Source organism: Variovorax sp. UC74_104, assembly GCF_044055375.1.
Classification (GTDB): domain Bacteria; phylum Pseudomonadota; class Gammaproteobacteria; order Burkholderiales; family Burkholderiaceae_C; genus Variovorax.
This window is the reverse complement of record NZ_CP171978.1, coordinates 6100118-6125905: the sequence shown is the minus strand read 5'-3', so window position 1 is coordinate 6125905 and position 25788 is coordinate 6100118. Positions and strand designations below refer to the sequence as shown.

Annotated in this window: 28 protein-coding genes and 1 pseudogene; 23 read left to right on the top strand and 6 right to left on the bottom strand. The window is 68.4% G+C overall.

The window, feature by feature from the left end; translation table 11 throughout:
* The first annotated feature begins 50 nt into the window (after positions 1 to 50).
* From coxB to ACHMXA_RS28920, 6 genes are all read left to right on the top strand, one after another.
* On the top strand, positions 51 to 1229 hold the full coding sequence (gene coxB / locus ACHMXA_RS28945) for a cytochrome c oxidase subunit II (protein WP_176663311.1): 1179 nt from the start codon (positions 51 to 53) through the stop codon (positions 1227 to 1229).
* Positions 1230 to 1272: 43 nt separating this feature from the next.
* A complete protein-coding gene (gene ctaD, locus ACHMXA_RS28940) occupies positions 1273 to 2913 on the top strand; it encodes a cytochrome c oxidase subunit I (protein WP_395317315.1) in 1641 nt (546 codons plus the stop codon).
* A gap of 25 nt (positions 2914 to 2938) precedes the next feature.
* Positions 2939 to 3052, top strand: coding sequence for a cytochrome oxidase small assembly protein (locus ACHMXA_RS28935; RefSeq protein ID WP_019656111.1), 114 nt, complete (start codon positions 2939 to 2941; stop codon positions 3050 to 3052).
* A 39-nt stretch (positions 3053 to 3091) separates the two neighbouring features.
* The gene (locus ACHMXA_RS28930; RefSeq protein WP_176663309.1) at positions 3092 to 3718 is read left to right on the top strand and encodes a cytochrome c oxidase assembly protein; all 627 of its coding nucleotides are present in this window, start codon (positions 3092 to 3094) and stop codon (positions 3716 to 3718) included.
* Positions 3715 to 3933, top strand: coding sequence for a DUF2970 domain-containing protein (locus ACHMXA_RS28925; RefSeq protein WP_176663308.1), 219 nt, complete (start codon positions 3715 to 3717; stop codon positions 3931 to 3933). The genes ACHMXA_RS28930 and ACHMXA_RS28925 overlap by 4 nt, the downstream gene beginning before the upstream one ends.
* Positions 3934 to 4005: 72 nt before the next feature.
* Complete coding sequence (locus ACHMXA_RS28920) at positions 4006 to 4887, top strand: cytochrome c oxidase subunit 3 (RefSeq protein WP_176663307.1); 882 nt, start codon at positions 4006 to 4008, stop codon at positions 4885 to 4887.
* A 77-nt stretch (positions 4888 to 4964) separates the two neighbouring features.
* Here the strand turns inward: ACHMXA_RS28920 and ACHMXA_RS28915 are convergent, their stop codons facing one another.
* The gene (locus tag ACHMXA_RS28915; RefSeq protein WP_176663306.1) at positions 4965 to 5195 is read right to left on the bottom strand and encodes a twin transmembrane helix small protein; all 231 of its coding nucleotides are present in this window, start codon (positions 5193 to 5195) and stop codon (positions 4965 to 4967) included.
* Between the two features lie 27 nt (positions 5196 to 5222).
* On the opposite strand from ACHMXA_RS28915, the gene ACHMXA_RS28910 reads away from it, so the two are divergent.
* From ACHMXA_RS28910 to ACHMXA_RS28885, 6 genes are read left to right on the top strand one after another with little or no spacing between them, the layout of a single operon-like run.
* Positions 5223 to 6089, top strand: a complete 867-nt coding sequence (locus ACHMXA_RS28910) for an SURF1 family protein (protein WP_395317314.1) — start codon at positions 5223 to 5225, stop codon at positions 6087 to 6089.
* A complete protein-coding gene (locus tag ACHMXA_RS28905; protein WP_395317313.1) occupies positions 6076 to 6756 on the top strand; it encodes an SCO family protein in 681 nt (226 codons plus the stop codon). The genes ACHMXA_RS28910 and ACHMXA_RS28905 overlap by 14 nt, the downstream gene beginning before the upstream one ends.
* Positions 6757 to 6774: 18 nt before the next feature.
* Positions 6775 to 7998: a heme A synthase gene (locus ACHMXA_RS28900; protein ID WP_395317312.1), complete on the top strand. Its 1224-nt coding sequence runs from the start codon at positions 6775 to 6777 to the stop codon at positions 7996 to 7998.
* Positions 7995 to 8900, top strand: coding sequence for a heme o synthase (gene cyoE / locus ACHMXA_RS28895; protein WP_176663302.1), 906 nt, complete (start codon positions 7995 to 7997; stop codon positions 8898 to 8900). Before ACHMXA_RS28900 ends, cyoE begins: the two co-directional genes overlap by 4 nt.
* Positions 8901 to 8910: 10 nt before the next feature.
* Positions 8911 to 9528: an SCO family protein gene (locus tag ACHMXA_RS28890; RefSeq protein ID WP_395317311.1), complete on the top strand. Its 618-nt coding sequence runs from the start codon at positions 8911 to 8913 to the stop codon at positions 9526 to 9528.
* Between the two features lie 16 nt (positions 9529 to 9544).
* Complete coding sequence (locus ACHMXA_RS28885) at positions 9545 to 10369, top strand: DNA alkylation repair protein (RefSeq protein ID WP_395317310.1); 825 nt, start codon at positions 9545 to 9547, stop codon at positions 10367 to 10369.
* A gap of 58 nt (positions 10370 to 10427) precedes the next feature.
* Here the strand turns inward: ACHMXA_RS28885 and rpoH are convergent, their stop codons facing one another.
* Positions 10428 to 11369 (bottom strand): RNA polymerase sigma factor RpoH, encoded by a 942-nt coding sequence (rpoH, locus tag ACHMXA_RS28880; RefSeq protein ID WP_176663299.1) that lies wholly within the window; start codon positions 11367 to 11369, stop codon positions 10428 to 10430.
* Between the two features lie 98 nt (positions 11370 to 11467).
* Positions 11468 to 11932: a DUF962 domain-containing protein gene (locus ACHMXA_RS28875; RefSeq protein WP_395317309.1), complete on the bottom strand. Its 465-nt coding sequence runs from the start codon at positions 11930 to 11932 to the stop codon at positions 11468 to 11470.
* Positions 11933 to 12117: 185 nt separating this feature from the next.
* Between ACHMXA_RS28875 and ACHMXA_RS28870 the strand changes: the two genes are divergently transcribed.
* Both ACHMXA_RS28870 and ACHMXA_RS28865 read left to right on the top strand, forming a co-directional pair.
* Complete coding sequence (locus ACHMXA_RS28870) at positions 12118 to 12849, top strand: response regulator (protein ID WP_395317308.1); 732 nt, start codon at positions 12118 to 12120, stop codon at positions 12847 to 12849.
* Positions 12846 to 14654 carry an ATP-binding protein gene (locus ACHMXA_RS28865; protein WP_395317307.1) on the top strand — a complete coding sequence of 603 codons (1809 nt, stop codon included), beginning with the start codon at positions 12846 to 12848 and terminating at the stop codon, positions 14652 to 14654. Before ACHMXA_RS28870 ends, ACHMXA_RS28865 begins: the two co-directional genes overlap by 4 nt.
* A 228-nt stretch (positions 14655 to 14882) precedes the next feature.
* On the opposite strand, the pseudogene ftsY reads toward ACHMXA_RS28865, so the two are convergent.
* Positions 14883 to 16143, bottom strand: a pseudogene (gene ftsY, locus ACHMXA_RS28860) (signal recognition particle-docking protein FtsY).
* Positions 16144 to 16220: 77 nt separating this feature from the next.
* Between ftsY and ACHMXA_RS28855 the strand changes: the two are divergent.
* Together ACHMXA_RS28855 and ACHMXA_RS28850 are read left to right on the top strand one after the other, a co-directional pair.
* Complete coding sequence (locus ACHMXA_RS28855; protein ID WP_395321405.1) at positions 16221 to 17615, top strand: M16 family metallopeptidase; 1395 nt, start codon at positions 16221 to 16223, stop codon at positions 17613 to 17615.
* A gap of 15 nt (positions 17616 to 17630) precedes the next feature.
* The gene (locus tag ACHMXA_RS28850) at positions 17631 to 19007 is read left to right on the top strand and encodes a M16 family metallopeptidase (RefSeq protein ID WP_395317306.1); all 1377 of its coding nucleotides are present in this window, start codon (positions 17631 to 17633) and stop codon (positions 19005 to 19007) included.
* Between the two features lie 4 nt (positions 19008 to 19011).
* Here ACHMXA_RS28850 and ACHMXA_RS28845 read toward each other — a convergent pair whose 3' ends face one another.
* On the bottom strand, positions 19012 to 19926 hold the full coding sequence (locus tag ACHMXA_RS28845; protein WP_176663292.1) for a LysR family transcriptional regulator ArgP: 915 nt from the start codon (positions 19924 to 19926) through the stop codon (positions 19012 to 19014).
* Between the two features lie 88 nt (positions 19927 to 20014).
* On the opposite strand from ACHMXA_RS28845, the gene ACHMXA_RS28840 reads away from it, so the two are divergent.
* The 7 genes from ACHMXA_RS28840 to pcp are packed head-to-tail and all read left to right on the top strand — an operon-like array spanning position 20015 to position 25043.
* Positions 20015 to 20653: a LysE/ArgO family amino acid transporter gene (locus tag ACHMXA_RS28840; RefSeq protein ID WP_176663291.1), complete on the top strand. Its 639-nt coding sequence runs from the start codon at positions 20015 to 20017 to the stop codon at positions 20651 to 20653.
* A 35-nt stretch (positions 20654 to 20688) separates the two neighbouring features.
* The gene (locus tag ACHMXA_RS28835; protein ID WP_395317305.1) at positions 20689 to 21366 is read left to right on the top strand and encodes an RsmD family RNA methyltransferase; all 678 of its coding nucleotides are present in this window, start codon (positions 20689 to 20691) and stop codon (positions 21364 to 21366) included.
* 43 nt (positions 21367 to 21409) lie between these two features.
* Entirely contained in the window at positions 21410 to 21913 is a 504-nt protein-coding gene (gene coaD / locus ACHMXA_RS28830) for a pantetheine-phosphate adenylyltransferase (RefSeq protein ID WP_126025542.1), read from the top strand.
* A 6-nt stretch (positions 21914 to 21919) separates the two neighbouring features.
* The gene (pxpB, locus tag ACHMXA_RS28825) at positions 21920 to 22582 is read left to right on the top strand and encodes a 5-oxoprolinase subunit PxpB (protein WP_395317304.1); all 663 of its coding nucleotides are present in this window, start codon (positions 21920 to 21922) and stop codon (positions 22580 to 22582) included.
* The gene (locus tag ACHMXA_RS28820) at positions 22579 to 23577 is read left to right on the top strand and encodes a biotin-dependent carboxyltransferase family protein (protein ID WP_395317303.1); all 999 of its coding nucleotides are present in this window, start codon (positions 22579 to 22581) and stop codon (positions 23575 to 23577) included. The genes pxpB and ACHMXA_RS28820 overlap by 4 nt, the downstream gene beginning before the upstream one ends.
* 38 nt (positions 23578 to 23615) lie before the next feature.
* A complete protein-coding gene (pxpA, locus tag ACHMXA_RS28815) occupies positions 23616 to 24356 on the top strand; it encodes a 5-oxoprolinase subunit PxpA (RefSeq protein ID WP_176663287.1) in 741 nt (246 codons plus the stop codon).
* 24 nt (positions 24357 to 24380) lie between these two features.
* Entirely contained in the window at positions 24381 to 25043 is a 663-nt protein-coding gene (pcp, locus tag ACHMXA_RS28810; protein ID WP_395317302.1) for a pyroglutamyl-peptidase I, read from the top strand.
* 20 nt (positions 25044 to 25063) lie between these two features.
* Here the strand turns inward: pcp and ACHMXA_RS28805 are convergent, their stop codons facing one another.
* A complete protein-coding gene (locus ACHMXA_RS28805) occupies positions 25064 to 25771 on the bottom strand; it encodes an alpha/beta fold hydrolase (RefSeq protein ID WP_176663285.1) in 708 nt (235 codons plus the stop codon).
* Between the last annotated feature and the right edge of the window lie 17 nt (positions 25772 to 25788).

The window sequence follows — 25788 nt, the reverse complement described above, 5'->3', positions numbered from 1 at the left end:
GCGCAGTGCTGCACGGTTGGTTGTCGAAAAATTGAAGAAACGTGAACACGATGAAGAGCATTTGGCGCAATAAGTACAGGCCGGCGAATCTGTTGCTGGCGGCCGGCGCGGCTTTCAGCAGCGCGGCGCACGCAGTCAACGATCTCCCCGGCGGCCCCTCGGTGCGCCAGTTGAATCTTCCGGTAGGCGTGACCAAGATCGCTCAGGAGCAGCATCTGCTCCATACGATCATGATGATCCTGTGCACGGTCATCTTCGTCGGCGTGTTCGCGGTGATGTTCTATTCCATCTGGAAGCACCGCAAGTCGGTGGGCCACAAGGCCGCCAACTTCCATGAATCGGTGGTGGTCGAGGTCATCTGGACCATCGTGCCCTTCCTCATTGTCATCGTCATGGCGCTGCCCGCCACCAAGGTGCTGGTGGCCCAGAAGGACACGACCAACGCCGACCTCACGATCAAGACCACGGGCTACCAGTGGAAGTGGGGCTACGACTACCTGAACGGCGAAGGCGAGGGCCTGGCCTTCATCTCCACGCTCGACAGCTCGCAGCGCGCCATGTCCGACGCCGGCGCCAAGGGCCAGATGCCCGACGACTACCTGCTCAAGGTCGACAACCCGCTGGTGGTGCCGGTCAACAAGAAGGTCCGCATCATCACCACCGCGAACGACGTGATCCACGCCTTCGCCGTGCCGCAGCTGGGCCTCAAGCAGGACGCCATTCCCGGCTTCGTGCGCGACACCTGGTTCCGCGCCGAGACCGTGGGCGACTACTACGGCCAGTGCCAGGAGCTGTGCGGCAAGGAGCACGCCTACATGCCGATCCACGTGAAGGTGGTCTCGGCCGCCGACTACACGACCTGGGTCGCCGCCAAGCGCAAGGAAGCCGCCGCCAAGCTCGACGACCCGACCAAGGTCTGGACCCTGCCCGACATGCTCGCGCGCGGCGAGAAGGTCTATGCCGCCAACTGCGCGGCCTGCCACCAGGCCAACGGCAAGGGTGCCGGCCCGATCAAGCCGCTCGACGGCTCCGCCAAGGTGACCGACGCCGACCACAAGATCCAGCTGACGGTGCTGCTCAACGGGCAGAACAACGGCGCGATGCCCTCCTGGAAGCAACTGAGCGATACCGACCTCGCGGCCGTGGCCACGTACACCAAGAACAGCTGGTCGAACAAGACGGGCCAGCTGGTGCAGCCGGCCGAAGTGCTGGCCCTGCGCGCCAAGTGATGCGCGAGCGCACCGCGACGAAGAAATTGCAAGGAACCACGAAATGAGCGCAGTTCTCGACCCCCACGGTCACGCAGCCCACGGCGATCACGCACACGACGATCATCACGACCACCACGCGCCCACCGGCTGGCGCCGCTGGGTGTTCGCCACCAACCACAAGGACATCGGCACGCTCTACCTGCTGTTCAGCTTCACGATGCTGATGGTGGGCGGCGTGCTCGCGCTGCTGATCCGCGCCGAGCTGTTCCAGCCCGGGCTGCAGCTGGTGAACCCCGAACTCTTCAACCAGTTCACCACCATGCACGGCCTGATCATGGTGTTCGGCGCGATCATGCCGGCCTTCGTGGGCTTCGCGAACTGGATGATCCCGCTGCAGGTGGGCGCCTCCGACATGGCGTTCGCGCGCATGAACAACTTCAGCTTCTGGCTGCTGATCCCGGCGGCGCTGATGCTGGTGGGCTCGTTCTTCATGCCCGGCGGCGCGCCTGCAGCAGGCTGGACGCTGTACGCGCCGCTCACGCTGCAGATGGGCCCCTCGATGGACGCCGGCATCTTCGCGATGCACATCATGGGCGCCTCGTCGATCATGGGCTCGATCAACATCATCGTGACCATCCTCAACATGCGCGCCCCCGGCATGACGCTGATGAAGATGCCGATGTTCTGCTGGACCTGGCTCATCACCGCCTACCTGCTGATCGCCGTGATGCCCGTGCTTGCAGGCGCCATCACCATGACGCTGACCGACCGCCACTTCGGCACCAGCTTCTTCAACCCCGCCGGCGGCGGCGACCCGGTGATGTATCAGCACATCTTCTGGTTCTTCGGCCACCCCGAGGTCTACATCATGATCCTGCCGGCCTTCGGCATCATCAGCCAGGTGGTGCCGGCCTTCGCCCGCAAGAAGCTCTTCGGCTATGCCTCGATGGTGTACGCCACCTCGTCGATCGCCATCCTGTCGTTCATCGTGTGGGCGCACCACATGTTCACGACCGGCATGCCGCTGACCGGCCAGCTGTTCTTCATGTACGCGACGATGCTGATCGCCGTGCCCACGGCCGTGAAGATCTTCAACTGGATCGCCACCATGTGGCAGGGCTCGATGACCTTCGAGACGCCCATGCTGTTCGCGGTCGGCTTCATCTTCGTGTTCACCATGGGCGGCTTCACCGGCCTGATCCTGGCCGTCGCCCCCATCGACACGCAGCTGCAGGACACCTACTACGTGGTGGCCCACTTCCACTACGTGCTGGTGGCCGGCTCGCTGTTCGCCATGTTCTCGGGCTTCTACTACTGGGCTCCGAAGTGGACCGGCGTGATGTACAACGAGACGCGCGGCAAGGTGCACTTCTGGTGGTCGCTGATCTCGTTCAACGTGACCTTCTTCCCGATGCACTTCCTGGGCCTGGCCGGCATGCCGCGACGCTACGCCGACTACCCGATGCAGTTCGCCGACTTCAACGCCGTCGCGTCTGTCGGTGCCTTCTTCTTCGGTTTCGCCCAGTTGTATTTCTTCCTGTTCATCGTGCTGCCCACGATGCGCGGCAAGGGCGAGAAGGCTGCCCAGAAGCCGTGGGAAGCTGCCGAAGGCCTCGAATGGGAAGTGCCGTCGCCGGCACCGTTCCACACCTTCGAGAACCCGCCCAAGCTCGACGCGACCGCCACCAAGGTGATCGGTTGAACGCACTGTCAGCCTACGCAGCACGATGACGCCCGAGCAGAAAAGGAACAACCGCCGCATGGGGCTCACGCTGGCCTCCATCGCCGTGGTGTTCTTCATCGGCTTCATCGTCCGCATGGTCTGGTTCAGCGGCCGCTGACCGGGCATTCGAGCAGGCAACGAACGGGAGCACACGCGCATGAGCCTCGGTCCTCGCATCCGCCGCGCCAACGTCCGCATGGTCGGCAAGCTGGCCGTCGTGGCCTGCGGCATGTTCGCCTTCGGCTACGCGCTGGTGCCGATGTACCGCGCGATCTGCGAGATGACCGGCATCAACATCCTCGCGCTGTCCGAGCTCGAGGTGCCCGGCGGCGCGAGCGGCGGCAAGAACGTGCGCGTGCCCGACAACACGCAGGTCGACAAGACCCGCACCATCACGGTCGAGTTCGATTCCAACGTGCGCGGCGGCCTGTGGGACTTCAAGCCCGCGGAGCGGACCATCCAGGTGCACCCCGGCGAGCTCAACACAGTGATGTACGAGTTCCAGAACGTGCAGAACCGCCGCATGGCGGCTCAGGCCATTCCGAGCTACGCGCCGCAGCAGGCCGCGCCGTACTTCAACAAGCTCGAATGCTTCTGCTTCAACCAGTACACGCTCGATCCGGGCGAGAAGAAGCAGTGGCCGGTCGCGTTCGTGATCGACCCGAAGATTTCCAAGGACGTGAAGACCATCACGCTGTCGTACACCTTCTTCGAGGTGGGCGGCAAGACGCCCGCGGCCCCGGTGGCCGCCGTTACCAGCTCCGCGAATGAGCCGCGCTCGTGACCGATCCGTCGAACCGGCCGAAGGCTTCGCTGTGGGACACGGTGAAGGCGGTGGGCTGGTCGTTCTTCGGCGTGCGCAAGAACAGCGCCTACCAGGACGACCTGCGCAAGCTGAACCCGCTGCACATCATCGCGGTGGCGTTCGTGGCGGTGGTCGTCTTCGTGGTCGCGCTGGTGCTGCTGGTGCGCCATGTGGTCGCGTCGGCCGGGGCCTGACGGAAAAGAAGCCTTCCGCGACAAGCAGAATCCATTGAATCGAGAGAAGAAAGAAAGCCAGGAGCTGAAGAAATGAGTTCAACCACCCACGGAACCACGCCCTACTACTTCGTGCCCGGACCTTCGTCCTATCCGGTCTCGGCCGCGATCGGCCTGTTCTTCGTGATCCTGGGTGCCGCGCAATGGATCAACGGGCATGCGTGGGGCGCCTGGTCGCTGCTGGCCGGCATGGTGATCTGGCTCGGCACGCTCTTCGTATGGTTCCGCGCCGCCATCGGCGAGAGCGAGAGCGGCCAGTACGGCCACAAGGTGGACCTCTCGTTCCGCTGGAGCATGAGCTGGTTCATCTTCTCCGAAGTGATGTTCTTCGGTGCGTTCTTCACCGCGCTGTGGTGGGCTCGCACCCATGCGCTGCCTTCGCTCGGCAGCCTGGACAACGCGCTGCTGTGGCCCGACTTCAAGGCCGTGTGGCCCAGCGTCGCCGCCGGTGCCACCGCCTCGCCGGCCGGCATCGTCGAGCCCTTCCAGACCGTCGGCCCGTTCTGGCTGCCCACGATCAACACCGCGCTGCTGCTGAGCTCGGGCGTCACGCTGACCATCGCCCACCATGCGCTGCGCGCTGGGCACCGTGCGCAGACCATCCGCTTCATGTGGCTCACCGTGCTGCTGGGCGTGATCTTCCTGGGCGTGCAGGGCTACGAATATCACCACCTGTACACCGAACTGAACCTCAAGCTCAGCTCGGGCACCTACGGCTCCACCTTCTTCATGCTGACCGGCTTCCACGGCCTGCACGTGTTCATCGGCATGCTGATGCTGCTGTTCATCACGCTGCGCCTGCGCAAGGGCCACTTCACGCCCGAGCGACACTTCGGCTTCGAGGGCGCGGCCTGGTACTGGCACTTCGTGGACGTCGTCTGGCTCGGCCTCTATCTGCTGGTCTATTGGCTTTGAGCGAAGAACCTCGCGGCATGACAAGAAAAAGGCGCCGAAAGGCGCCTTTTTCTTGGTTCTCCTGGCACGAACACCATCTACTTGCCGAGCGGGAGCCCGGTTGGCTGGATGTATCCGAACTTCCAGGCGAGCAGCATGCAGAGGAACAAAAACACCGAGAGGCCGATCCGAACGGTGAGCGCGCGCGCCATGCCGCCGCTCTTGGCGCGCCCGTTGCGCCCGTCCTTCAGCATGAAGTACAGGGCAAACGCGAGGCTCGCGAAGATGCCCACGAACACCAGGGCGACGAAGTATTTCATGAACCGCATTATCGGCCGCGCGCCCCGTTCCCTCCAGTGACCCCAGAACCCCTGTATCCCGAGAAGCGCCTCCGGCGAGGCCGCTTCTGGGTGCTCACCATCGCCGCCGCGCTGACCGTGTCGGCCACCGTTTCCCTCGGCCGCTGGCAGCTCTCGCGCGCTGCGCAGAAAGAAGCGCTGCAGGCCAGCATCGACGCCGAGAAGCTGAAGCCGCCGCTGACCCAGGCGGAGTTCCTCGCGCTCGGCAAGGCTTCCGACGCCATGCACCGCGCGGTGCGGCTGCGAGGCCTGTGGCTCACGCCGCAGACCGTGTACCTCGACAACCGCCAGATGCACGGCGTACCGGGCTTCTACGTGCTGACGCCCTTCGCCCTCGAAGGCACCGAACAGACCGTGATGGTCCAGCGCGGCTGGATCCAGCGCAATTTCGTCGACCGCTCGAAGCTGGGCGCGGTCGAGACGCCGGCCGGCATCGTCGAGGTCACGGGCCTGATCGAGCCGCCGCCCAGCCATCTGCTGGAGCTGGGCTCCGCCGCCGCCGCGCAGGTGCCCGCGCCGGCGGCCTCCGCGCCTGCCGAAGCCGCTTCCGCTGCGGCAGCCCCGGCCGCTGCGGCACCGGTCGCCGAAGGGTATTCGCCCATCCGGCAGAATCTCGACCTCGAGGCCTTCCGTGCCGAGACCAAGCTGCCGTTGCGCACCGACGTGTCATTGCAGCAGGCCGGGCCGGCTTCCGAGGGCCTGCAGCGCGATTGGCCGGCGCCGGCGCTGGGTCTCGAGAGGCACTACGGTTACGCATTCCAGTGGTTCGGCCTGTCGGCCCTCGTCGTCATCCTCTATGTCTGGTTCCAATTCATCACGCCCCTCCGCCGCGCAAGGCGCCGCGCACGCGATGGCCGCTTCTGACGAGCCGCTGGGCCTGACGGTGCATTCGATGCCGTCGCCCAACCAGGCGCTCGACGGTGCGGAGGGCCGGCGCACGGCCGTCGGACGCTGGAAGATGATCGCGGTGATGCTGATGTGCGCCTCGCCCGTCATCGCCTCGTACTTCACTTACTACGTGATCCGGCCCGAGGGGCGCAGCGTCTACGGCGAGCTGATCGATCCGCAGCGCGAACTGCCGAAGCTCGTCGCCACCGACCGCGGCGGCGCGCCGGTCGATCTCGCCACGCTCAAGGGCCAGTGGCTGCTGGTGACGGTGGCCGATGCAGCTTGCGACACGCTGTGCGAGCAGCAGCTCTACCTGGCGCGCCAGCTGCGCGAGAGCCTGGGCCGCGAGAAGGACCGCATGGACCGCGTCTGGCTCGTAAGCGACGCCGCTCCCGTGCCGGAGCGCCTGAACAACGGCCTGCACGGCGCGACCGTGCTGCGCGTGCCCGCCGAGCAGCTGGCGAAGTGGCTCGCGCCCGCGCAGGGCCACTCGCTGACCGAGCATCTGTACGTGGTCGATCCCATGGGCAACTGGATGATGCGTTTTCCCGCCCGCATGGACGCCGCCGGCGCCAGCCGCGCCAAGCGCGACCTCGACCGCTTGCTGCGCGCCTCGGCGTCGTGGGACGAACCGGGCCGCTGAAGAGATACGCAACGCAGCATGGACGCCACGAGTTCTCTCTACGATCTGACGCCCATCGCCTGGCTCATGGCAGTCGGCATGCTGATCGCGCTCGGGCCGCTGGTGTGGGTCTGGCGCCGCAATGCGGGCAGCGGCCCGGCGCGGCGGCTGCATGCGCTGACGGTGCTCACGCTGTTCCTCACCTTCGACCTCACGCTGTTCGGCGCCTTCACGCGGCTCACCGATTCGGGCCTCGGCTGCCCCGACTGGCCGGGCTGCTACGGCAACGCCAGCCCGCACGGCGCGCGCCACGAGATCGCGATGGCGCAGTCGGCCCAGCCGACAGGGCCTGTGACGCACAGCAAGGCCTGGGTCGAGATGGTCCACCGCTACCTGGCCACCGGCGTCGGCGTGCTGATCCTCACGCTCGCGGTCGCCACCTGGATCGTGCGACGCCGGCAGAGCCGTATTCCGCCTGCGGAGGCTGCCGGGCACCATGCCACGCTGAGCGCCTGGTGGCCCGCCTTCACGCTGGTGTGGGTGTGCCTGCAGGGTGCGTTCGGCGCGCTCACCGTGACCTGGAAGCTCTTCCCCGCCATCGTCACGCTGCATCTGCTCGGCGCCGTGGTGCTGCTGGCGCTGCTGTGCATCCAGGCAGTGCGCTACCGGCAGGCCGCCGCCGACCGGCTGCCCACTCCCGTGTCGCCCGCGCTGCGCAACGGCCTCATCGCGACCTCGGTGCTGCTCGTGCTTCAGATCGCGCTGGGCGGCTGGGTCAGCACCAACTATGCGGTGCTGGCCTGCACGCAGTTCCCGACCTGCCAGGACAGCTGGTGGCCGCCCATGAACTTCGCGCAGGGCTTCGAGATCTGGCGCCATCTGGGCGTGACCGGCGAAGGCCAGCCGCTCGATTTCTCGGCGCTCACCGCCATCCACTATGCGCATCGGCTGATGGCCTATGCGGTGTTCGTCGCGCTCGGTGTGCTGGCCTGGCGCATGCGCCGCATCGAGGCGCTGCGCCCGCAGGCCCGATGGCTCGCGGGCCTGGCGCTGCTCCAGCTTGCCACCGGGCTGGGCAACGTGCTGCTGGGCTGGCCACTGGCCGCGGCCGTGCTTCACACCGGCGGTGCCGCGGCGCTCGCCGTGGTGCTCACCTGGGCGCTGTGCGAGAGCCGGCGCGCCCCGGCAGCGCAGCCTGCGCATGCCGGTGAAAATACGGCAGGTCACAACAACAGTCAGAGTCAGAGGAAGGCCGCCGCGTGAGCACCCCGATTTCCGTTCAGCAAACCGCCAGCACCAACGTGCTGCGCCAGTTCTACGCGCTGACCAAGCCGCGCGTGGTGCAGCTGATCGTGTTCTGCGCGCTGATCGGGATGGTGCTGGCCATTCCGGGGCTGCCGTCGTGGGGCGAGGTGAAGCTCGCGGCGGTGGCCTGCATCGGCATCTGGCTGGTGGCCGGCGCGGCTGCGGCGTTCAACTGCCTCGTCGAGAAGGGCATCGACGCGAAGATGAAGCGCACCGCCTGGCGCCCCACCGCGCGCGGCGAGCTCAGCGACAGGCAGACCCTGGTTTTCTCGGCGCTGCTGTGCGCGGCGGGCTCCGCGCTGCTGTGGTTCATGGTCAACCCGCTCACCATGTGGCTGACCTTCGCCACCTTCGTGGGCTATGCGGTGATCTACACCGTGATCCTCAAGCCGCTCACGCCGCAGAACATCGTGATCGGCGGTGCCTCGGGCGCGATGCCGCCGGTGCTGGGCTGGGCCGCGATGACGGGCAGCCTCGATCCGGGGGCTTGGATCCTCTTTCTCATCATCTTCCTGTGGACGCCGCCGCACTTCTGGGCGCTGGCGCTCTACCGCGTCGAGGACTACCGCAAGGCCGGGCTGCCGATGCTGCCCGTCACGCACGGCAACGAGTTCACGCGGCTGCAGGTGCTGCTCTACACCTTCATCCTGTTCGCGGCCTGCCTGATGCCCTTCATCTACGGCATGAGCGGCTGGCTCTACCTTGCGGTGGCCGTGGCGGTGAGCGTCGGCTTCACGGGCTATGCCTTCGCGCTGTGGCGCAGCTATTCCGACGCGCTGGCGCGCAAGACCTTCCGCTTCTCGCTGATCCACCTGAGCGTGCTGTTCCTTGCGCTGCTGGTCGATCACTACATTCACTGACCTCGTTTCCATGAACAAGCGCAACGCTCTTCGACTGATGGCCGCCGGCGCCGGCTGGGTGGGCGCCGGCGCCGCCCTCGGCCTGGGCCTCGCGGCCTGCAGCGAGACCAAGCAGAGCTTCAATGCCGTCGACATCACCGGTGCCGACTACGCCAAGGACTTCTCGCTGAAGGACGCCGACGGCAAGGTCCGCACGCTGGCCGACTTCAAGGGCAAGCTGGTCGTGCTGTTCTTCGGCTACGCGCAGTGCCCCGACGTCTGCCCGACCACCATGACCGAGATGGCGCAGGTCAAACAGCAGCTCGGCAAGGACGGCGACAAGCTGCAGGTGCTGTTCATCACCGTCGACCCGGCGCGCGACACGGCCGAGGTGCTCAAGGCCTACATGGGCGCGTTCGACCCGAGCTTCGTCGCGCTGATTCCCACGGCCGACCAACTGGCAGCCGTCGCGAAGGACTACAAGGTCTACTACAAGAAGGTCGACGGCAAGACGCCGACCAGCTACTCGATGGACCACTCTGCCGCCAGCTACGTCTACGACACGCAGGGCCGGCTGCGGCTCTACGCGCGCTATGGCGCGGGCGTGGCGCCGATGGTGTCCGACCTGAAGACGCTGCTGGCTTCCTGAAGGGGGTCGCCGCCTGATGTCCGCCATCGATCCGCTCGGGCACCTGAAAGGGCGCAAGGGCGCCTTCCGCATCGCGCTGATTCCGCCCGAGGTGCTCGATGCCCTCAACGACGGGCTGATCGAAACCGTCAACCTCAACGAGTTCCTCGCGCTCGAGCTGCCCCGGCTGGCGCGCAGCGTGGCGGGACACATCGGGGTCGATGGCGAGAGCGAGCGGCTGGCCGACACGATCGCGATGCTGGGCGCCTTCAAGCCGATGCAGCGGCACGGTCACATCGCACGCGCGCTCTACGACCTGGCCGCGCTGCACGGCGAGCGCGATGCCGTCGCGCACCGGCTGGCCACGCATGCGAGCGACGTGGCGCGCTGCTGGGCGGCGCAGTGGGTCACGCTCTCGGGCTTGCCGCTGGCGGCGCAGCTGGAGTCGGTGCGGCGCTTTGCCGCCGACCCGCACTTCGGCGTGCGCGAGATCGCGTGGATGGCTGTGCGCGATGCGGTGGTCGGGTCGCTCGACGAAGCGATCGTGCTGCTGCAGCCCTGGGTGCTCGATGCCGACCCCAACATCCGCCGCTTCGCCAGCGAACTCACGCGGCCGCGCGGCGTGTGGTGTGCGCAGATCGAGGCGCTCAAGGCCGAGCCCTGGCGCGCGCTTCCGCTGCTCGAGCCGCTGCGCGCCGACACCAGCCGCTACGTGCAGAACTCGGTGGCGAACTGGCTCAATGACGCGAGCAAGAGCCAGCCCGAGTGGGTCGACAAGCTCTGCGCGCGGTGGCTGGCGGAGTCGGACGCGGCCGAAACCCGCTACATCGCGAAGCGGGCGCTGCGAACGCTCTCGAAATGAAAAAAGCCCGGCGGTGCCGGGCTTCGTTCGTGATGGGCAGAAGGGAAGAAGGAAAGGCTTACGCGTATTCCGCGAGCGCCTTCTTCATCTTCTTCATGGCCGCCACTTCGATCTGGCGGATGCGCTCGGCGCTCACGCCGTACACGGCAGCCAGGTCGTGCAGCGTCATGCCGCCCGAACCGTCGTCGTTGACCTTGAGCCAGCGCTCTTCGACGATGCGGCGGCTGCGGTCGTCCAGTGCCTCGAGCGCGGTCGCGATGCCGTCGCTCGACAGGCGGTCGCGCTGCTGCGATTCGAGCAGGGCGGTCGGTTCCTGCGAGGCGTCGGCCAGGTAGGCGATCGGGCCGAAGGCTTCGTCGCCGTCGTCCGTCGGACCCGGATCGAGCATCACGTCGCCGCCCGAGAGGCGGGTTTCCATCTCGAGCACTTCCTCGGGCTTCACGTTCAGGCGGGTCGCCATCTGCGAAACCTCGTCGGGGCTCAGCGTTTCACGGTGCGTGCCGGTGTCGGCAATGGCCGAGTCGGCCTTGAAGCCCTGCTTCATCGAGCGCAGGTTGAAGAACAGCTTGCGCTGGGCCTTGGTCGTGGCGACCTTGACCATGCGCCAGTTCTTCAGGATGTACTCGTGGATTTCGGCCTTGATCCAGTGCATGGCGTAGCTCACGAGCCGCACGCCCTGGTCGGGGTCGAAGCGCTTCACGGCCTTCATGAGACCGACGTTGCCTTCCTGGATCAGGTCGCCGTGCGGCAGCCCGTAGCCCAGGTACTGGCGGGAAATGGAGACCACGAGGCGCAGGTGCGACAACACGAGCGCGCCGGCGGCTTCGAGATCGTTGTGGTCGCGCAGCTTGCGTGCGTAGCCCTGCTCTTCTTCAAGAGTGAGCATCGGCAGGCGGTTGGCGGCCGAAATATAGGCGTCCAGGTTGCCCAGCGGGGGAACCATCGACCACGGGTTGGCGACGGCCAGCTGGTTGGCAGAGACTCCAGACAGCGTTGTCATCAGGGGGAACTCCTTTGTGTTGGCCATATTAGCACTCGGTTAGAGGGAGTGCTAATCCAAGGGTTCCCTTGAATTTCTATCGCTGGAATAGCCAAAGGCTACCAGCGGATGTCAAGTCTTAGGAAGAGCTTGGACAAGACGAACAGGGGACCGACCCAGAGATATTGAATGTCTTCGAAGAACGACGGCTTCTTGCCCTCGATCTTGTGGCCCACGAACTGGAAGATCCAGGCCACTACAAAGATAGCGGCGGAAACCGGCAATACAAGTCCCCCCATCGCGTGCACCAGCACCAGCGCCAGGGCGGTCAGGACGAGCATGGCCACCAGGAAGGCCGGGGCGCGCAGCAGCACGTAGTAGACGAGGCTGGCGGCCACGAAGGCGTAGGCCACCCAGGGATGGATCGCGAACAGCAGCCCGACGATGCTCAGCATGATGGCCGGGATGGCCACAAAATGGATCAGCTCGTTGGTCGGATTGCGGTGACTCTCCTCGTAGTGGGCGAGCAGCCGGTCGACCTTGCGGTCGCTCGATTCCAGAGGGGCGGCGGCGGTGTGCGTCATGGCAGGTCTCCGTGGACGCCGTGCGATGCGGCGGGACTTTCCATGGTGCCGACAGAGAAGCCCGATGGCAAGCACGGATGCCATGTGAAATTGCTATTAAATAAGTAGCATAAAGCACTACAGCCACGGAGCTTGGCGTGACTTTCTACACTGTCACCAGAAGGTTACATCGCTAAGATCGCCAGGTGCCTCCCTTCGACTCTCCACCCGCCTCCCGGTCGCCGGTCACGCAGACCGGTACGGCCGTCCGCGCACCTCGGTCGATTCTCGTCGTGGACGACCACGACCTGTTGCGCCTCGGCGTCTGCGCCCTGGTCCAGGCCCAGGCGAGCCCGTCGGGTGCCAAGATCGAAGTCTTTGAGGCCAGCAACGTCGCCGATGCGCTCAGGCTCTACGAAGCGCACCAGGCTTCCATCGGCCTCGTGCTGCTCGACCTGGCGCTGCCCGACACCCACGGCCTGAGCGGCCTGGCCGAGTTCCGGATGCGCTTTCCCGACGCGCGGATCGTCGTGCTCTCCGGCACGGGCAACAGCACGCTGGCGCAGGGCGTGCTCGCGCTCGGCGCAGCCGCCTTCCTGCCGAAATCGGCCGACCTGAAGGAGGTCGTGAGCTTCATCCGCGCCTGCGGCCTGCTCGACGGCGGCGCCGACGCGTCGTCGCAGCCGCAACAGGCTGCGCCGACCCAGCCCGTGCCCAGGGCGCTCACCGGCTATGCCGAATTCGCCCACGCCAGCGCATGGCAGGAGCTCACGCCGCGGCAGATGCAGGTGCTGCAATGGGTGCTCGAAGGCAAGGCCAACAAGGAAATCGCCCAGCTCGCGAACCTGAGCGAAGGCACGGTGAAGAACCATGTCTCGACCATCCTGCTGCTGTTCGGCATGCGTTCGCGCGCCCAGTTGATCAGCACCCTGCATTGAGCGTGCAGCCCGCCGCGCCGAGCAACCCCGTCGCCGACCACGAACTCGGCCAGCGGGTGCTGCGCGAGCACGTCGCCTCGGTCTACAGCACCTACAGCGTCTCGACGCTGACGCACATGGCCTTCGTGGTCGTGTTCGGCAGCATCATCTATTCGCAGCTGAAGGACCCGAGCCTGCTGTTCTGGCTCGCCGGCCTGCTGATGGCAGACATCTACGTGTTCTTCACGCCGCGCTGGACCCCGTCGCGGCCCGTGCGCGAAAGCGCCTACTGGGCGCGCAAGATCTCGCGCGTGGTCACGCTTGTGAGCATGGTCACGGCGGTGGTGCCCTGGCTCATCGTGCCGCACAACAACCTGCCGATGACCTCGCTGCTGATGGCGGTGATCGTCGGCAGTTGCGCGCGGGCGGCGCAGTCGCTGTGGCCGCTGAAGCCGGCGCTCTTCGGCTACACCATGCCGATGTCGCTGGGCATGATCACCGCGCTGGCCTGGCAGGGCGACGGGCTGCACCTGTTCCTGGCGGCCGCCGGTGCGGCCTACCTGCTGCTGACTCTGTACGCGGGCATCGGCCAGCACAAGCTGCTGACCGAATCGCTGATGCTGCGCTTCGAGAACGAGGCGCTGGCCGCACGGCTCGGCGAGCAGATCGCCGCCACCGAGCGCGCGAGCGAGGAAAAGACCCGCTTCCTCGGCACCGCCAGCCACGACCTGCGCCAGCCGCTGCACGCCATAGCGCTCTTCGGCGCCGCCCTCGAGAACGAACTGCGCGACCGCCCCGAAGGCCGCAACGCCGAGCGGCTGATGCGCGCGGTGAATGCGTTGGGCGCCTCGCTCGACACCATGCTCGACGTGTCGCGCCTGGACGCCGGCGTCATTACGCCCGCGCCCCAGCCGGTGCAGCTCGACGCGCTGTTCCTGCCGCTCAACCACACCTTCGCCGCGCGCGCCGAGCAGAAGGAGCTTCAACTGCGCGTGCGGGCCAGCGGCCTGTGGGTGCACAGCGATCCGCAGCTGCTGCACCGCATGCTGTCGAACCTGATAGACAACGCGCTCAAGTACACCATGCGCGGCGGCGTGACCGTGACGGCGCGCGAGCGCGGCGAGTCGGTGTGGATCGAGGTGCGCGACACCGGCATCGGCATTCCGCCGGAGCAGTCGGGGCGGATCTTCGAGGAGTTCTACCAGATCAACAATCCGGGCCGCGACCGCTCGCGGGGGCTGGGCATCGGGCTGTCGATCGTGCAGCGGCTGTCGCGGCTGCTGGGCCACCCGGTGCAGATGCACTCGCGTCCGGGGCGGGGCACGCATTTCCGCGTGGTGGTTCCCATCGCGAGCACCCTCGAGCGGGCGCCGGCCGGACTGCCGCCCGCCTCCTTGGCCGAGGCGAGCGCCGCCGATGAGCGCAGCGCGTCGGCGCTGGCACTGCCCGGCCGCGTGCTGCTGCTTGACGACGAACTGGAGATCCGCGAGGCCATGATGGGCCTGCTGCGCTCCCATTCCATCGACGCCCATGCCGTGGCCAGCGAGGCCGCCGCCGGTGCAGCGCTGCGCCACGCCGCGCGCGAAGGCCGGCCCTTCGACCTGCTGATGTGCGACTACCGGCTGGCCGACGGCGTCGACGGGCTCGATGCCGGCCTGCGCCTGAGCCAGTCCGGCGGCGCGGCGATGCCGCTGTTGCTCATCACCGGCGAGACCTCGCCCGACCGGCTGCAGCGCGTGCGCGAGTCGCAGGTGCCCGTGCTCTTCAAGCCGGTGGTGGCCGACCAGCTGCTGCTGGCGATGGCCGGGCTCACGGTCGCCAGATAGCTGGCGCCGGCCTCGGTTGGCTAGTCTGCAGTTGAATTCATTTGTATTATTTTTGACGCCAGAAGCGATGCGTAGACGTCGTCTTCTGCGCTTCCCATGACTTTTGGCACTGGTGGATACCTGCGCCGTGGCCTATCTTCACTGCATCGCGTTCCCGCGACAGGAGTAGGTAGGGGAGAGAGAAAAAGTGAGCGGCCCCGGCGCAAGCCGGGGTCGTTTTTTTCTTTCTTATCCGAGCAGCGCCTGTGCGAACTCGCGGGCGTTGAAGGTTTCCAGGTCTTCCAGCTTCTCGCCCACGCCGATGAAGTAGACCGGAATCGGCCTTTCCCGCGCGATGGCGCACAGCACGCCACCCTTGGCCGTGCCGTCGAGCTTGGTCACGACCAGGCCGGTGAGGCCCAGCGTCTCGTCGAAGGCCTTGACCTGCGCCAGCGCGTTCTGGCCGGTGTTGCCGTCGATCACCAGCAGCACCTCGTGCGGCGCGGTGCCGTCGGCCTTGGTGACGACGCGCTTGATCTTCTTGAGCTCGTCCATCAGGTGCAGCTGCGTCGGCAGGCGGCCGGCCGTGTCGACCAGCACCACGTCCTTGCCGCGGGCCTTGCCGGCGTTCACCGCGTCGAAGCTCACGGCCGACGGGTCGCCGCCTTCCTGGCTCACGATCTCGACCGTGTTGCGGTCGGCCCAGACCAGCAGTTGCTCGCGCGCCGCCGCCCGGAAGGTGTCGGCCGCCGCCAGCAGCACCGAGGCGCCTTCGTCGGCCAGGTGCTTGGTGAGCTTGCCGATGGAGGTGGTCTTGCCCGCGCCGTTGACGCCGGCCACCATGATCACGGTGGGCGTGAACTGGCCGATGACCAGTGGCTTCTTCGAGCGGCTTCAGCAGGTCGGCCACGGTCTCGGCCAGCAGCGCCTTGACCTGCGAGGCGTCGGTAGCCATCTGGCGCTTGACGCGCCCGCGCAGGTCGTCGAGCAGGTATTCGGTGGCCTTCACGCCGGTGTCGGCCATCAGCAGGGCGGATTCGAGTTCCTCGTACAGATCCTCATCGATCTTCGCGTTGACGAACACGGCCTGGATGCCGGTGCCGGTCTTGCGCAGGCCAGTCTTGAGCTTGTCGAACCAGCCCTTGCGCTCGGTGGCGATGGCGGCGGGCTCGGCGGCCGGCGCTGGAACTGGGGCTGCGACCGGCGCTGGAACGGGAGCTGCGATTGGAGGAGCGGGAACGGGGGCCGGGGCGGGCGACGCAGCCGGTGCGGGGGGCGGCGCTGGAACTGGCGCGGGCGCTGGTGCAGGAGCGGCAACGGGGGCGGGCGCTGGCGCGGGTGGCGGGGCAGGCGTTTCTTCCGCCGCCGGCTTCGAGCCGAACCAGCTCGAAGGCGAGAACACCGAGCGCGAGGGCGCGGGTTCAGGGGCAGGCGCAGCCGGGGCCGGCGGGGTGGCTGCCGGCGCTTCGGTCGCCTCGGCAGGCGGTTTTTTCTTGAAGAAACTGAACATCGGGAGCTTTTTACAATCCGAGCCATTCTATGAAACACCTCCCGCCACGCCGTGCTGCGTCTGGTGCGGTGCTGGCGATGGCGCTTCTGGCGCCGTGGGCCATGCCTGCGCAGGCCCAGTCCAATCCGTCTTCCGCCGCCGCAGCAGCCGCGGCGCCCGGCCCCCAGCAATTCACGCTCGCCAACGGCATGACGCTGATCGTGCAGCCCGACCGGCGCTCGCCCACGGCAGTGCAGATGGTCTGGGTTCGCGTCGGCTCCATCGACGAGGTCGACGGCACCTCCGGTGTGGCCCATGCGCTCGAGCACATGATGTTCAAGGGCACCAAGGACATCAAGCCCGGCGAGTTCTCGCGCCGCGTGGCCGCCCTGGGCGGCCAGGAAAACGCCTTCACCACCCGCGACTACACCGGCTACTACCAGCAGATCCCGGTCGGCAGCCTCGAGCAGGTGATGAAGCTCGAATCGGACCGCTTCGCCAACAACCAGTGGCCCGACGACGAGTTCAAGCGCGAGATCGAGGTGGTCAAGGAAGAGCGCCGCCTGCGCACCGAAGACCAGCCGCGGGCCCTGCTGGGCGAGCAGCAGAACGCCGCCGTCTTCACCGCCTCTCCCTACCACCGCCCCGTGGTCGGCTGGATGAGCGACCTCGACGCCATGACGCCCGAGGACGCGCGCGCCTTCTTCAGGCAGTGGTACGTGCCCGCCAACGCCGTGCTGGTGGTGGCCGGCGACGTCGACGTGGCGCAGGTGCGCGCCATGGCCGAGAAGTACTACGGCCGCATTCCCGCGCGCGCGGTGCCCGCACGCAAGCCGCGCATCGAGCCGGCGCAGCGCGGCATCCGCCGCATCGAGCTGAAGGCGCCGGCCGAGCAGGCCTACGTGTCGCTCGCCTTCCGCGTGCCGCAGCTCGCCAATATCGACGACGTGAACAGCGACGCCTGGGCGCTGGTGGTGCTCTCGGCCGTGCTCGACGGCTATTCCGGCGCTCGGCTTGATCGCGCGCTGACCCAGGGCCCCGACCGAGTCGCAGATTCGGCCGGCGCCTATTCGGGCTTCGTGGGCCGCGGCCCGCAGCTCTTCGTGCTCGACGGCGTTCCGGCTGCCGGCAAGAGCGCCGAGGTGGTGGAAGCCGCTTTGCGCGCCCAGGTCGCGCGCATCGCCAAGGACGGCGTGGGCGAAGCCGAACTGGCCCGCGTCAAGACCCAGTGGGTGGCGAGCGAGACCTACAAGCGCGACTCGGTGATGGCCCAGGCGCGCGAACTCGGCAGCAACTGGATCCAGGGCCTGCCGCTGGACGCCAGCGAGCGCATCGTCGCGCGGCTGCAATCCGTCACGGCCGCCCAGGTGCAGGCCGTGGCCGCCAAGTACTTCGGCGACGACCAGCTCACCGTCGCCACGCTGCGCCCCCTGCCGCCCGAGTCCAAGCCGCGCGGCCGCGGGTTCGCCGCCCCCGCGGGCGAAATGCGCTGAAAGGTCACCATTCCCATGCAGAAGACTTTCATGAAGACCGCGCGCCGCGCCCTGCTCGCCGGCGCCATCGCCGTGGCGGGCATCACCGGCGCGCAGGCCGCGCTGCCCATCCAGCAATGGACGCTGGCCAATGGCGCCAGGATCTACCTGGTGTCGACCAACGCGCTGCCGATCGTCGATGCGCAGCTCGACTTCGACGCCGGCAGCCGCCGCGACCCTGCCGCGCAGGCCGGCCTGGCCAGCGTGACCGCGACCATGGTCGAGAAGGGCGTGCGCGCCGGCAAGAGCGGCGAGCCCGCGCTCGACCAGAACGCCCTGGGCGAAGCCTGGGCCGATCTGGGCGCTAGCTTCGACGTGAGCGCCGGCACCGACCGCACCAGCTATTCGCTGCGCTCGCTGTCCGATCCGGCGCTGCTGAACAAGGCGGTGGCGCTGGCCGCGCGCGAGATCGGCGAGCCCTCCTTCCCCGACGACGTGTGGCAGCGCGAGCGCGAGCGCATCAACGCCGCCATCAAGGAAGCCAACACCAAGCCCGCCACCGTGGCCGGCCGCGCTTTCGCGGCCGACGTCTACGGCGTGCATCCCTACGGCCAGGAAGTGACGGAGCAGACGCTCGCGCGCATCGACACCGCCGCCATGCGCCAGCGCTACCAGCAGCTCATCGTGCCGTGCCGCGCGAAGCTCAGCATCGTCGGCGCCGTCACGCGCGCGGAGGCGGAGAGCATCGCGAACACGCTGCTGTCGCGCCTGCCCGGCCCCGAGGCCTGCACGCCGCTGCCGGCCATTACGCCGGTGGCCGCGCTGACCGCGCCGAAGGACGATCGCATCGCCTTCGACTCGGCGCAGGCCCATGTGCTCATCGGCCAGCCCGGCTATCCGCGCAAGGACCCGGACCACTTCGCGCTCACGCTGGGCAACTACGTGCTGGGCGGCGGCGGTTTCGTCTCGCGCCTGATGAACGAGGTGCGCGAGAAGCGCGGCCTCACCTACAGCATCTACAGCGGCTTCGCGCCGGGGCTCGAGGCGGGCGCGTTCCGCGTCGGCTTCCAGACCCGGCCCGACCAGGCCGAGGAGGCCGTCAAGGTGTCGCGCGAGGTGCTCGCGAAGTTCGTGGCCGAGGGCCCGACCGCTGCCGAGCTGAAGGCCGCCAAGGACAACCTGATCGGCGGCTTCCCGCTGCTGCTGGACAGCAACCGCAAGCTGATCGGCAACGTCGCCAACATCGCCTGGCACGATCTGCCGCTGGACTACCTCGACACCTGGACCGCGCGCATGAACGCGGTCACGGCCGCCGACGTGAAGGCCGCCTTCCAGCGCAAGCTGCAGCCCGAGCGCATGGTGACGGTGGTGGTGGGCGGCAAGGACGCCAGGACCGCCAAGGCGCAGCAGTAGCAGCCTATTGGAGTGCGTGCGGGCCGCTCGTAGCGGCCGCGCGCACCGCGGCGCCGAGCCGCTCCAGCAGCTTCGGCGCTGCGCGCGCGTGCTGCCAGTAGAGCGGCACGGGCAGCATCGAGTCGGGCACCAGCTCGACCAGCCTTCCCTCCTTCAGTGCCCCGGCCACCATGCTGACCGGGTGCATGCCCCAGCCCATCCCCGAGCAGGCCGCCTCGACGAAGGCATTGGGCGAGGGAATCCAGTGCCTGGGCGTCTCCACATTGCGGTGGCAGATGCGCCGTACCCAGCGCGCCTGCAGCCGGTCCTTCCGATCGAACACCAGGCTCGGCGCTTCCGCCAGCGTGCGGGCGCCTACGCCTTTTGCGAAATGCTCGCGCACGAACTCCGGGCTGGCCGCCGCCACGTAGTGCATGGTGCCCAGCGCCTCGCTGTTGCAGCCAGCCACCGGCTGGGCCAGCGCCGTCACCGCCGCGAGCACCGCGCCGCTGCGCAGCCGCTCCGCCGTGTGGTCCTGGTCGTCCACCGTGAGATCGAGCAGCGCGCCCGGCTCCTGCGCGGCGAAGGCCGACGCGGCGGCGACGAACCAGGTCGCGAGCGTGTCGGCATTGACCGCCACGCGGATCGTGACGCGCTCGCCGCCGGCCTCGTCGCCGCCCATGCCCAGGGCGGGCAGGGCGTCGCGCAGCTCGTGCTCCAGCATGCCCACTCGCTCGACGTGCCGGCACAGCTGCTGGCCGGCCTCGGTCGCCACGCAGGGCTGGCCGCGCACCAGCAGCGCGCCGCCGGTGCGTTCCTCCAGCTGCCGGATGCGCTGCGACACCGCGGAGGGCGTGACGTGCAACGCGCGCGCGGCGCGTTCGAAGCTGCCTTCGCGCACCACGGCGGCGAGGGCGTTCAGGGCGGCGTAGTCGAGCATGGGATGGGCCTCGAAGAATGAAGAAAAACTGAATCGGCTTAAGAAAGTTTAGTTTGAGTTAATCCGATGCGGACGGCATCCTCGAAGCATGCAAGCCGTACAAGTCACCACCGCCCTCGCCAACGGGTTCTTCATGAGCCTGGTCCTCATCGTCGCCATCGGTGCGCAGAACGCCTACGTGCTGCGCCAGGGCCTGCGCCGCGAGCACGTAGGTGCGGTGGTGCTGTTCTGCGCGGCCGGCGACGCGGTGCTGATCAGCGCCGGCGTGGCCGGCATGGCGCAGGCGCTGAACGGGCGGCCGATGCTGGCCACGGTGCTTGCGGCGTTGGGGGCAGCCTTCCTGTGCGCCTACGGACTCAGGGCACTGTGGCGCTCGCGGCAGCCGGCGGCGCTGCAGGCCTCGGCGCAGGGCGCTTCGTCGCTGTCGCGCGCGGCGGTGGTGGCGCAGGCCGCCGGCTTCACGCTGTTGAATCCGCACGTCTACCTCGACACGGTGCTGCTCGTGGGCAGCGCGGGCGCGCAGTACGCGGGCATGCTCAAGCTCTGGTTCGTGGTCGGCGCTTCCATGGCGAGCGTGCTGTGGTTCACCTCGCTGGGTTTCGGCGCGCGGCTGCTCGCACCGGTGTTCGCCCGGCCCCGCGCCTGGCAAATGCTCGATGCGCTGATCGGCGGCACCATGCTCGTGCTGGCGGCAATGCTGCTGCGGCGCGCGTTGGCAGGGGCTTGAGAGTCCCGCGGATTTGGCGGCGTTAAGCTCGCCGCATGCCCCAGCACCAGAAGAAAGCCGCATCCGCCTCCCGATCCGCGCCAGCCGGCAGCAAGCCCAAGCCGGCGGTGAAGCGCCCCTCCAAACCCAGCGAGGTGCGCATCATCGGCGGCGAATGGAAACGCACCCGCCTCGCCGTGGCCGACAAGCCCGGCCTGCGCCCCACGCCCGACCGCGTGCGCGAGACCCTCTTCAACTGGCTCGCGAGCCTGGCCGGCGCCGGTGGCGGCGAGCTTCCCCATTGGCAGTGCGTGGATGCCTTCGCGGGCACCGGTGCGCTGGGCTTCGAGGCGGCCTCGCGCGGTGCGGCCAGCGTGCTGCTGTGCGAGCAGGACGCCGCGCTCGTCGCGCAGATGCAGGCGATCAAGACCAGGCTAGAAGCCGAGGCCGTTCGCGTCGAGCGCGGCAACGGCGTCACCGCGCTCGAACGCGTGCCCGCGGGCAGCCTCGACGTCGTCTTCCTCGATCCGCCTTTCGACAACCTCGCGCTCTACGAGCCCGCGCTTCGCGCCGCTGCGCGTGCGCTGCGCCCCGAGGGCTCGGTGTACCTGGAGGCGCCGCGCCGCTGGAACGGCGAAGAGCTCGCGGCCCTGGGCCTCGCCGAGTTCCGCTACCTGAAGGCCGGCGCCGTGCATGCACATCTGCTGAGGCCCGCCGCGCAGGGGACTGCATAATCCGCCGGACAAGCCGCACCGGCAGCATGAGGAAGAAGCAACCATGGCCAGCAACGTCATCGCGGTTTATCCCGGCACTTTCGACCCCATCACCCTCGGTCACGAGGACGTGGTGCGCCGTGCCACCCAGCTCTTTTCGAAGGTGATCGTCGCTGTCGCGGCGGGCCACCACAAGAAGGCGCTGTTCACGCTGTCCGAACGCATGGACATGGCCCGCGAGGCCGTCAAGCCCTACAGCGACCAGGTTTCCGTCGAGAGCTTCTCGGGCCTCCTGCGCGACTTCGTCGTCGCGCGCGGCGGCAAGGCCATGGTGCGCGGCCTGCGCGCGGTGACCGACTTCGACTACGAGTTCCAACTCGCCGGCATGAACCGCTCGCTGATGCCCGACGTCGAGACCGTCTTCCTGACTCCCAGCGACAAGTACCAGTTCATCTCCAGCACCTTCGTGCGCGAGATCGCGATGCTCGGCGGCGAGGTCCACAAGTTCGTCTCGCCGAACGTGGAGCAGCAACTGGCGGCCAAGGTCCGCAGCCTCGGACGTGAATAAGCCGCAATGAGCGGCTTCCCACCGCCCCGCCTGCATCTGCTGGGCGATGCAGCACTGCTGTGCGACCTCCCCGCACCCGCCACGCTGGCGCAGCAGCAGCGCATCTGGGCGCTGGCCGAGCATGCGCGGGAGTGGCCCGGCGTCGGCGAGACGCTGCCGGGCATGAACAACCTGACGCTCACCTTCGACCCTGTGGTCGTCGATCTGGACACGCTGACCGCGCAGGTGCTCGAAGCCTGGCCGAAGCTGTCCGCTGGCGCTGTCAGCGGCCGGCTGGTCGAGATCCCGGTCGCCTATGGCGGCGAACATGGACCCGACCTGGCCGATGTCGCGGCGCACACCGGCCTCACGCCGGCCGAGGTGGTGCGGCGCCATACCGGCGCGGAGTACGTCGTCTACCTGCTGGGCTTCCTGCCCGGCTTCAGTTTCATGGGCGGACTGCCGCCCGAACTCGCCACGCCGCGCCGTGCCGAACCGCGTCTTGCGGTGCCCGCGCGATCGGTCGGCATCGGCGGCGAGCAGACCGGCATCTATCCGCTGGTGTCGCCGGGCGGCTGGCAGCTGATCGGCCGCACGCCGCTAGAGCTGTTCGATCCCGCGGCCGAGCCGCCGACGCTGCTGCGTCCCGGCGACCGCGTGCGCTTCGTCGCCGAGAGCGTGCAGACATGATCGCCATCCGCAGACCCGGCGTGCTCGCCTCTGTCCAGGACCTGGGCCGCCATGGCCATCGCAAGCTCGGCATCTGCCCGGGCGGCGCGCTCGACGTGCTCGCGCTCACGCTGGCCAACCGGCTGGTGGGCAATGCCGATCGCGCGGCGGGGCTGGAGCTCACCATGGGCGGCTGCGAGCTGCAGTTCGAGGCCGACACGCGCATTGCATTCACCGGCGACGACTTCGGCGCCACCCTCGACGGCGCGCCGCTGTGGCCCTTTTGGAGCGTGCCGGTCGCTGCCGGGCAGACGCTCAGGCTCGCAGGCGCCAACGCCGGCGGCACGAAGAAGCCCGGCGTGCGCAGCTGGCTCGCGGTGGCGGGCGGCATCGACGTGCCGCCGGTCCTCGGTTCGCGCAGCACCGACCTGAAGGCCGGCTTCGGCGGACACGAGGGCCGAGCGCTGCGCAAGGGCGACCGGCTGCCGACGGGCGTTTCGACGCTCGATGCCACGCAACGCGAACGCCGGCCCTTCGGCATCCGCGGCCCCGACTGGGGCCAGCCCGAAGGCGACGGCGCCATCGCGCTGCGCGTGCTGCCCGGCCCTGAGTTCGAGCTGTTCACGCTGGCCGCGCGCGAGCAGCTCTGGGGCGAGCGCTGGCGCATCACGCCGCAGAGCAACCGCATGGGCAGCCGCCTTGAAGGCGCCGAGCTCAAGCGCAAGCGCAGCGGCGACATGCTTTCCTCGGGCGTGATCCCCGGCACGATCCAGGTGCCGCCTTCGGGCCAGCCGATCATCCTGATGGGCGACGCGCAGACCACCGGCGGCTATCCGCGCATCGGCGTGGTCATCCGCGCCGACCTCTGGAAGCTCGCGCAGGCGCCGCTCAACGGCAGGCTGCGCCTCGTGCAGGTCGACCAGCCGCAGGCGCTGGCCGTATGGGCCGACCAGCAGCGCTACCTCTCGCAGGTGGCGCAAGGGCTTGCGGCTGCGGGCTGGCCGGTCGGGGCATAGACTGGGCGGAAACCGAGAGAAAGAAAGGAAGCCCCACCATGCAGATCGACCTCAACGCCGACCTCGGCGAAGGCGCCGGTAACGACGAAGCGCTGCTCGCGCTGGTGAGTTCCGCCAACATCGCCTGCGGCTGGCACGCGGGCGACGCGAAGACCATGCAGCAGTGCGTGCGCTGGGCGATGCGCAACGGCGTGGCCATCGGCGCGCACCCGAGCTTTCCCGACCGCGAGAACTTCGGCCGCAGCACCATGCACCTGCCGCCCGATGAGATCGTCGCCAACGTGCTCTACCAGGTGGGCGCGCTCGCGGCCATCGTGAAGGCCGAGGGCGGCAGGCTCTCGCACGTGAAGGCCCATGGCCAGCTCTACAACCAGGCCGTGAAGGAGCCCGAACTCGCCGACGCGCTGTGCGAGGCCGTGCGCCGCTTCGACCCTTCGCTCAGGTTCTTCGGGCTCGCGGGCAGCAACATGATCGACGCGGCCCGCCGCGCCGGCCTGGAGCCCGTGGAGGAAGTGTTCGCCGACCGCGGCTACATGCCCGACGGCAGCCTCGTTCCGCGCAGCCAGCCCGGCGCGCTGATCGAGAGCGAGGAGCAATCGCTCGCGCAGACCCTCTCGCTGGTGCGCGACCGCCGCGTGACCGCCATCGACGGCAGCGTGGTGCCCGTCAATGCGCAGACTGTCTGCCTGCACGGCGACGGCGCCCATGCGCTGGCCTTCGCGCGTCGCATCCGCGAGCGGCTGGAGCAGGAAGGCATAGCCGTTGGGGCCATGGCCTGACGGCCCGAACGCGCGAGCCGTGCCGTGGCAGCCAAGGCCGTCAAAGTCCTGCTCACCGGCTTCGAGCCTTTCGAGCAGGAGGTGCTCAATCCTTCATGGGACGCCGTGCGTGCGCTCGATGGCCGGAAGGTCGGCCGCGCGACGGTGCACGCCCGGCTGGTGCCCTGCGTCTTCGGCGATGCCATAGACGCCTTGCTGGCGGCCATGGACAAGCTCAAGCCGCAGCTGGTGCTGTGCATCGGCCAGGCCGGCGGGCGCGCGGAGTTCACGCCGGAGCGCATCGCCATCAACATCGACGACGCGCGTACGGCCGACAACAAGGGCCGGGAACCCATCGACGTGCCGGTGGTGCCGGGTGGGCCCGCGGCGTACTTCTCGACGCTGCCGATCAAGGCGATGGTGCGCGAGCTGCGCGCGGCAGGCGTGCCGGCCTCGGTGTCGAACAGCGCGGGCACTTTCGTGTGCAACCACATCTTCTACGGGCTGATGCACCGCATCGCGACGCAGCCGGTGGCGGGGCTGCGCGGGGGCTTCATCCACATTCCCTACCTGCCGGAGCAGGCGGCGCGGTTTCCGGGGGCGCCGAGCATGTCGCTGGAGACCATGGTCAAGGCGCTGCGCATCGCGGTGACCACCTCGCTGGCGGTGGAGAAGGACATCGCCGAAACGGGCGGCCAGCTGCACTGAGCGGCCGCGGGCGTCCGGGCTCAGGCGGGGAAGTGCTTCGCGAGCCAGCGATTGAGCGCGGCGTTGACGATGCCGGGCTTCTCCATCGTCAGCATGTGGCCGCAGTCGGGCACCCACACCACCTCGGCCTGCGGCAGCAGCGCCGCCATCTCGGTCGTGCATTCGGGGGGCGCGAGCTTGTCCTCGTTGCCGCACATCAGCAGCACCGGCGCGCGCACCGACGCGAGGTGCAGCCGTGCGTCGGGCCGGCGCATGACCGCGCGGTTCTGGGTGATGAGCTGCTGCGCGCCCGCGCCCAGCACGATGTCGAGGTAGCGCTGCACCAGCGCCTCGTCGGCGGCCTGCGCGGGGTGGAAGGCGAAGTAGACGTTGGGCTCGATCACGTCGCGCAGCTCGCCGCGCTCGAAGTACTCGATGGCGCCTTCGCGCAGCGTGAACATCTCGGGCGTCTCGGGCCGCGCGCTGGTGCCCAGCAGCGCCAGGCCGGCGATGCGCTGCGGCGCCTGGCGGGCGGCTTCCATGGCGACCATGCCGCCCATCGAGGCGCCGCACAGCACCAGCGGACCCTCGTTGTCGCGCAGCACGGCCGCGGCCATGCCCTCGATGGTGTCGTTGTGCCGCTGGACGTCGCTCACGCGGGCGCCGAAGGCGGGGGGAAGGGCGGGCAGCTGGGCTTCCCAGATGCGCTCGTCGCAGGCGAGGCCGGGCAGCAGGATCAGATTGGGCATGGGCAGGGATTCTGCGC

What these genes read in the sequence shown, in the direction of transcription:
- coxB (WP_176663311.1), top strand. Translation starts at nt 51, where the DNA reads ATGAAGAGCATTTGGCGCAATAAGTACAGGCCGGCGAATCTGTTGCTG.
- ctaD (WP_395317315.1), top strand. Translation starts at nt 1,273, where the DNA reads ATGAGCGCAGTTCTCGACCCCCACGGTCACGCAGCCCACGGCGATCAC.
- ACHMXA_RS28935 (WP_019656111.1), top strand. Translation starts at nt 2,939, where the DNA reads ATGACGCCCGAGCAGAAAAGGAACAACCGCCGCATGGGGCTCACGCTG.
- ACHMXA_RS28930 (WP_176663309.1), top strand. Translation starts at nt 3,092, where the DNA reads ATGAGCCTCGGTCCTCGCATCCGCCGCGCCAACGTCCGCATGGTCGGC.
- ACHMXA_RS28920 (WP_176663307.1), top strand. Translation starts at nt 4,006, where the DNA reads ATGAGTTCAACCACCCACGGAACCACGCCCTACTACTTCGTGCCCGGA.
- ACHMXA_RS28915 (WP_176663306.1), bottom strand. Translation starts at nt 5,195, where the DNA reads ATGCGGTTCATGAAATACTTCGTCGCCCTGGTGTTCGTGGGCATCTTC.
- ACHMXA_RS28905 (WP_395317313.1), top strand. Translation starts at nt 6,076, where the DNA reads ATGGCCGCTTCTGACGAGCCGCTGGGCCTGACGGTGCATTCGATGCCG.
- ACHMXA_RS28900 (WP_395317312.1), top strand. Translation starts at nt 6,775, where the DNA reads ATGGACGCCACGAGTTCTCTCTACGATCTGACGCCCATCGCCTGGCTC.
- ACHMXA_RS28890 (WP_395317311.1), top strand. Translation starts at nt 8,911, where the DNA reads ATGAACAAGCGCAACGCTCTTCGACTGATGGCCGCCGGCGCCGGCTGG.
- ACHMXA_RS28885 (WP_395317310.1), top strand. Translation starts at nt 9,545, where the DNA reads ATGTCCGCCATCGATCCGCTCGGGCACCTGAAAGGGCGCAAGGGCGCC.
- rpoH (WP_176663299.1), bottom strand. Translation starts at nt 11,369, where the DNA reads ATGACAACGCTGTCTGGAGTCTCTGCCAACCAGCTGGCCGTCGCCAAC.
- ACHMXA_RS28875 (WP_395317309.1), bottom strand. Translation starts at nt 11,932, where the DNA reads ATGACGCACACCGCCGCCGCCCCTCTGGAATCGAGCGACCGCAAGGTC.
- ACHMXA_RS28855 (WP_395321405.1), top strand. Translation starts at nt 16,221, where the DNA reads ATGGCGCTTCTGGCGCCGTGGGCCATGCCTGCGCAGGCCCAGTCCAAT.
- ACHMXA_RS28850 (WP_395317306.1), top strand. Translation starts at nt 17,631, where the DNA reads ATGCAGAAGACTTTCATGAAGACCGCGCGCCGCGCCCTGCTCGCCGGC.
- ACHMXA_RS28845 (WP_176663292.1), bottom strand. Translation starts at nt 19,926, where the DNA reads ATGCTCGACTACGCCGCCCTGAACGCCCTCGCCGCCGTGGTGCGCGAA.
- ACHMXA_RS28840 (WP_176663291.1), top strand. Translation starts at nt 20,015, where the DNA reads ATGCAAGCCGTACAAGTCACCACCGCCCTCGCCAACGGGTTCTTCATG.
- ACHMXA_RS28835 (WP_395317305.1), top strand. Translation starts at nt 20,689, where the DNA reads ATGCCCCAGCACCAGAAGAAAGCCGCATCCGCCTCCCGATCCGCGCCA.
- coaD (WP_126025542.1), top strand. Translation starts at nt 21,410, where the DNA reads ATGGCCAGCAACGTCATCGCGGTTTATCCCGGCACTTTCGACCCCATC.
- pxpB (WP_395317304.1), top strand. Translation starts at nt 21,920, where the DNA reads ATGAGCGGCTTCCCACCGCCCCGCCTGCATCTGCTGGGCGATGCAGCA.
- ACHMXA_RS28820 (WP_395317303.1), top strand. Translation starts at nt 22,579, where the DNA reads ATGATCGCCATCCGCAGACCCGGCGTGCTCGCCTCTGTCCAGGACCTG.
- pxpA (WP_176663287.1), top strand. Translation starts at nt 23,616, where the DNA reads ATGCAGATCGACCTCAACGCCGACCTCGGCGAAGGCGCCGGTAACGAC.
- ACHMXA_RS28805 (WP_176663285.1), bottom strand. Translation starts at nt 25,771, where the DNA reads ATGCCCAATCTGATCCTGCTGCCCGGCCTCGCCTGCGACGAGCGCATC.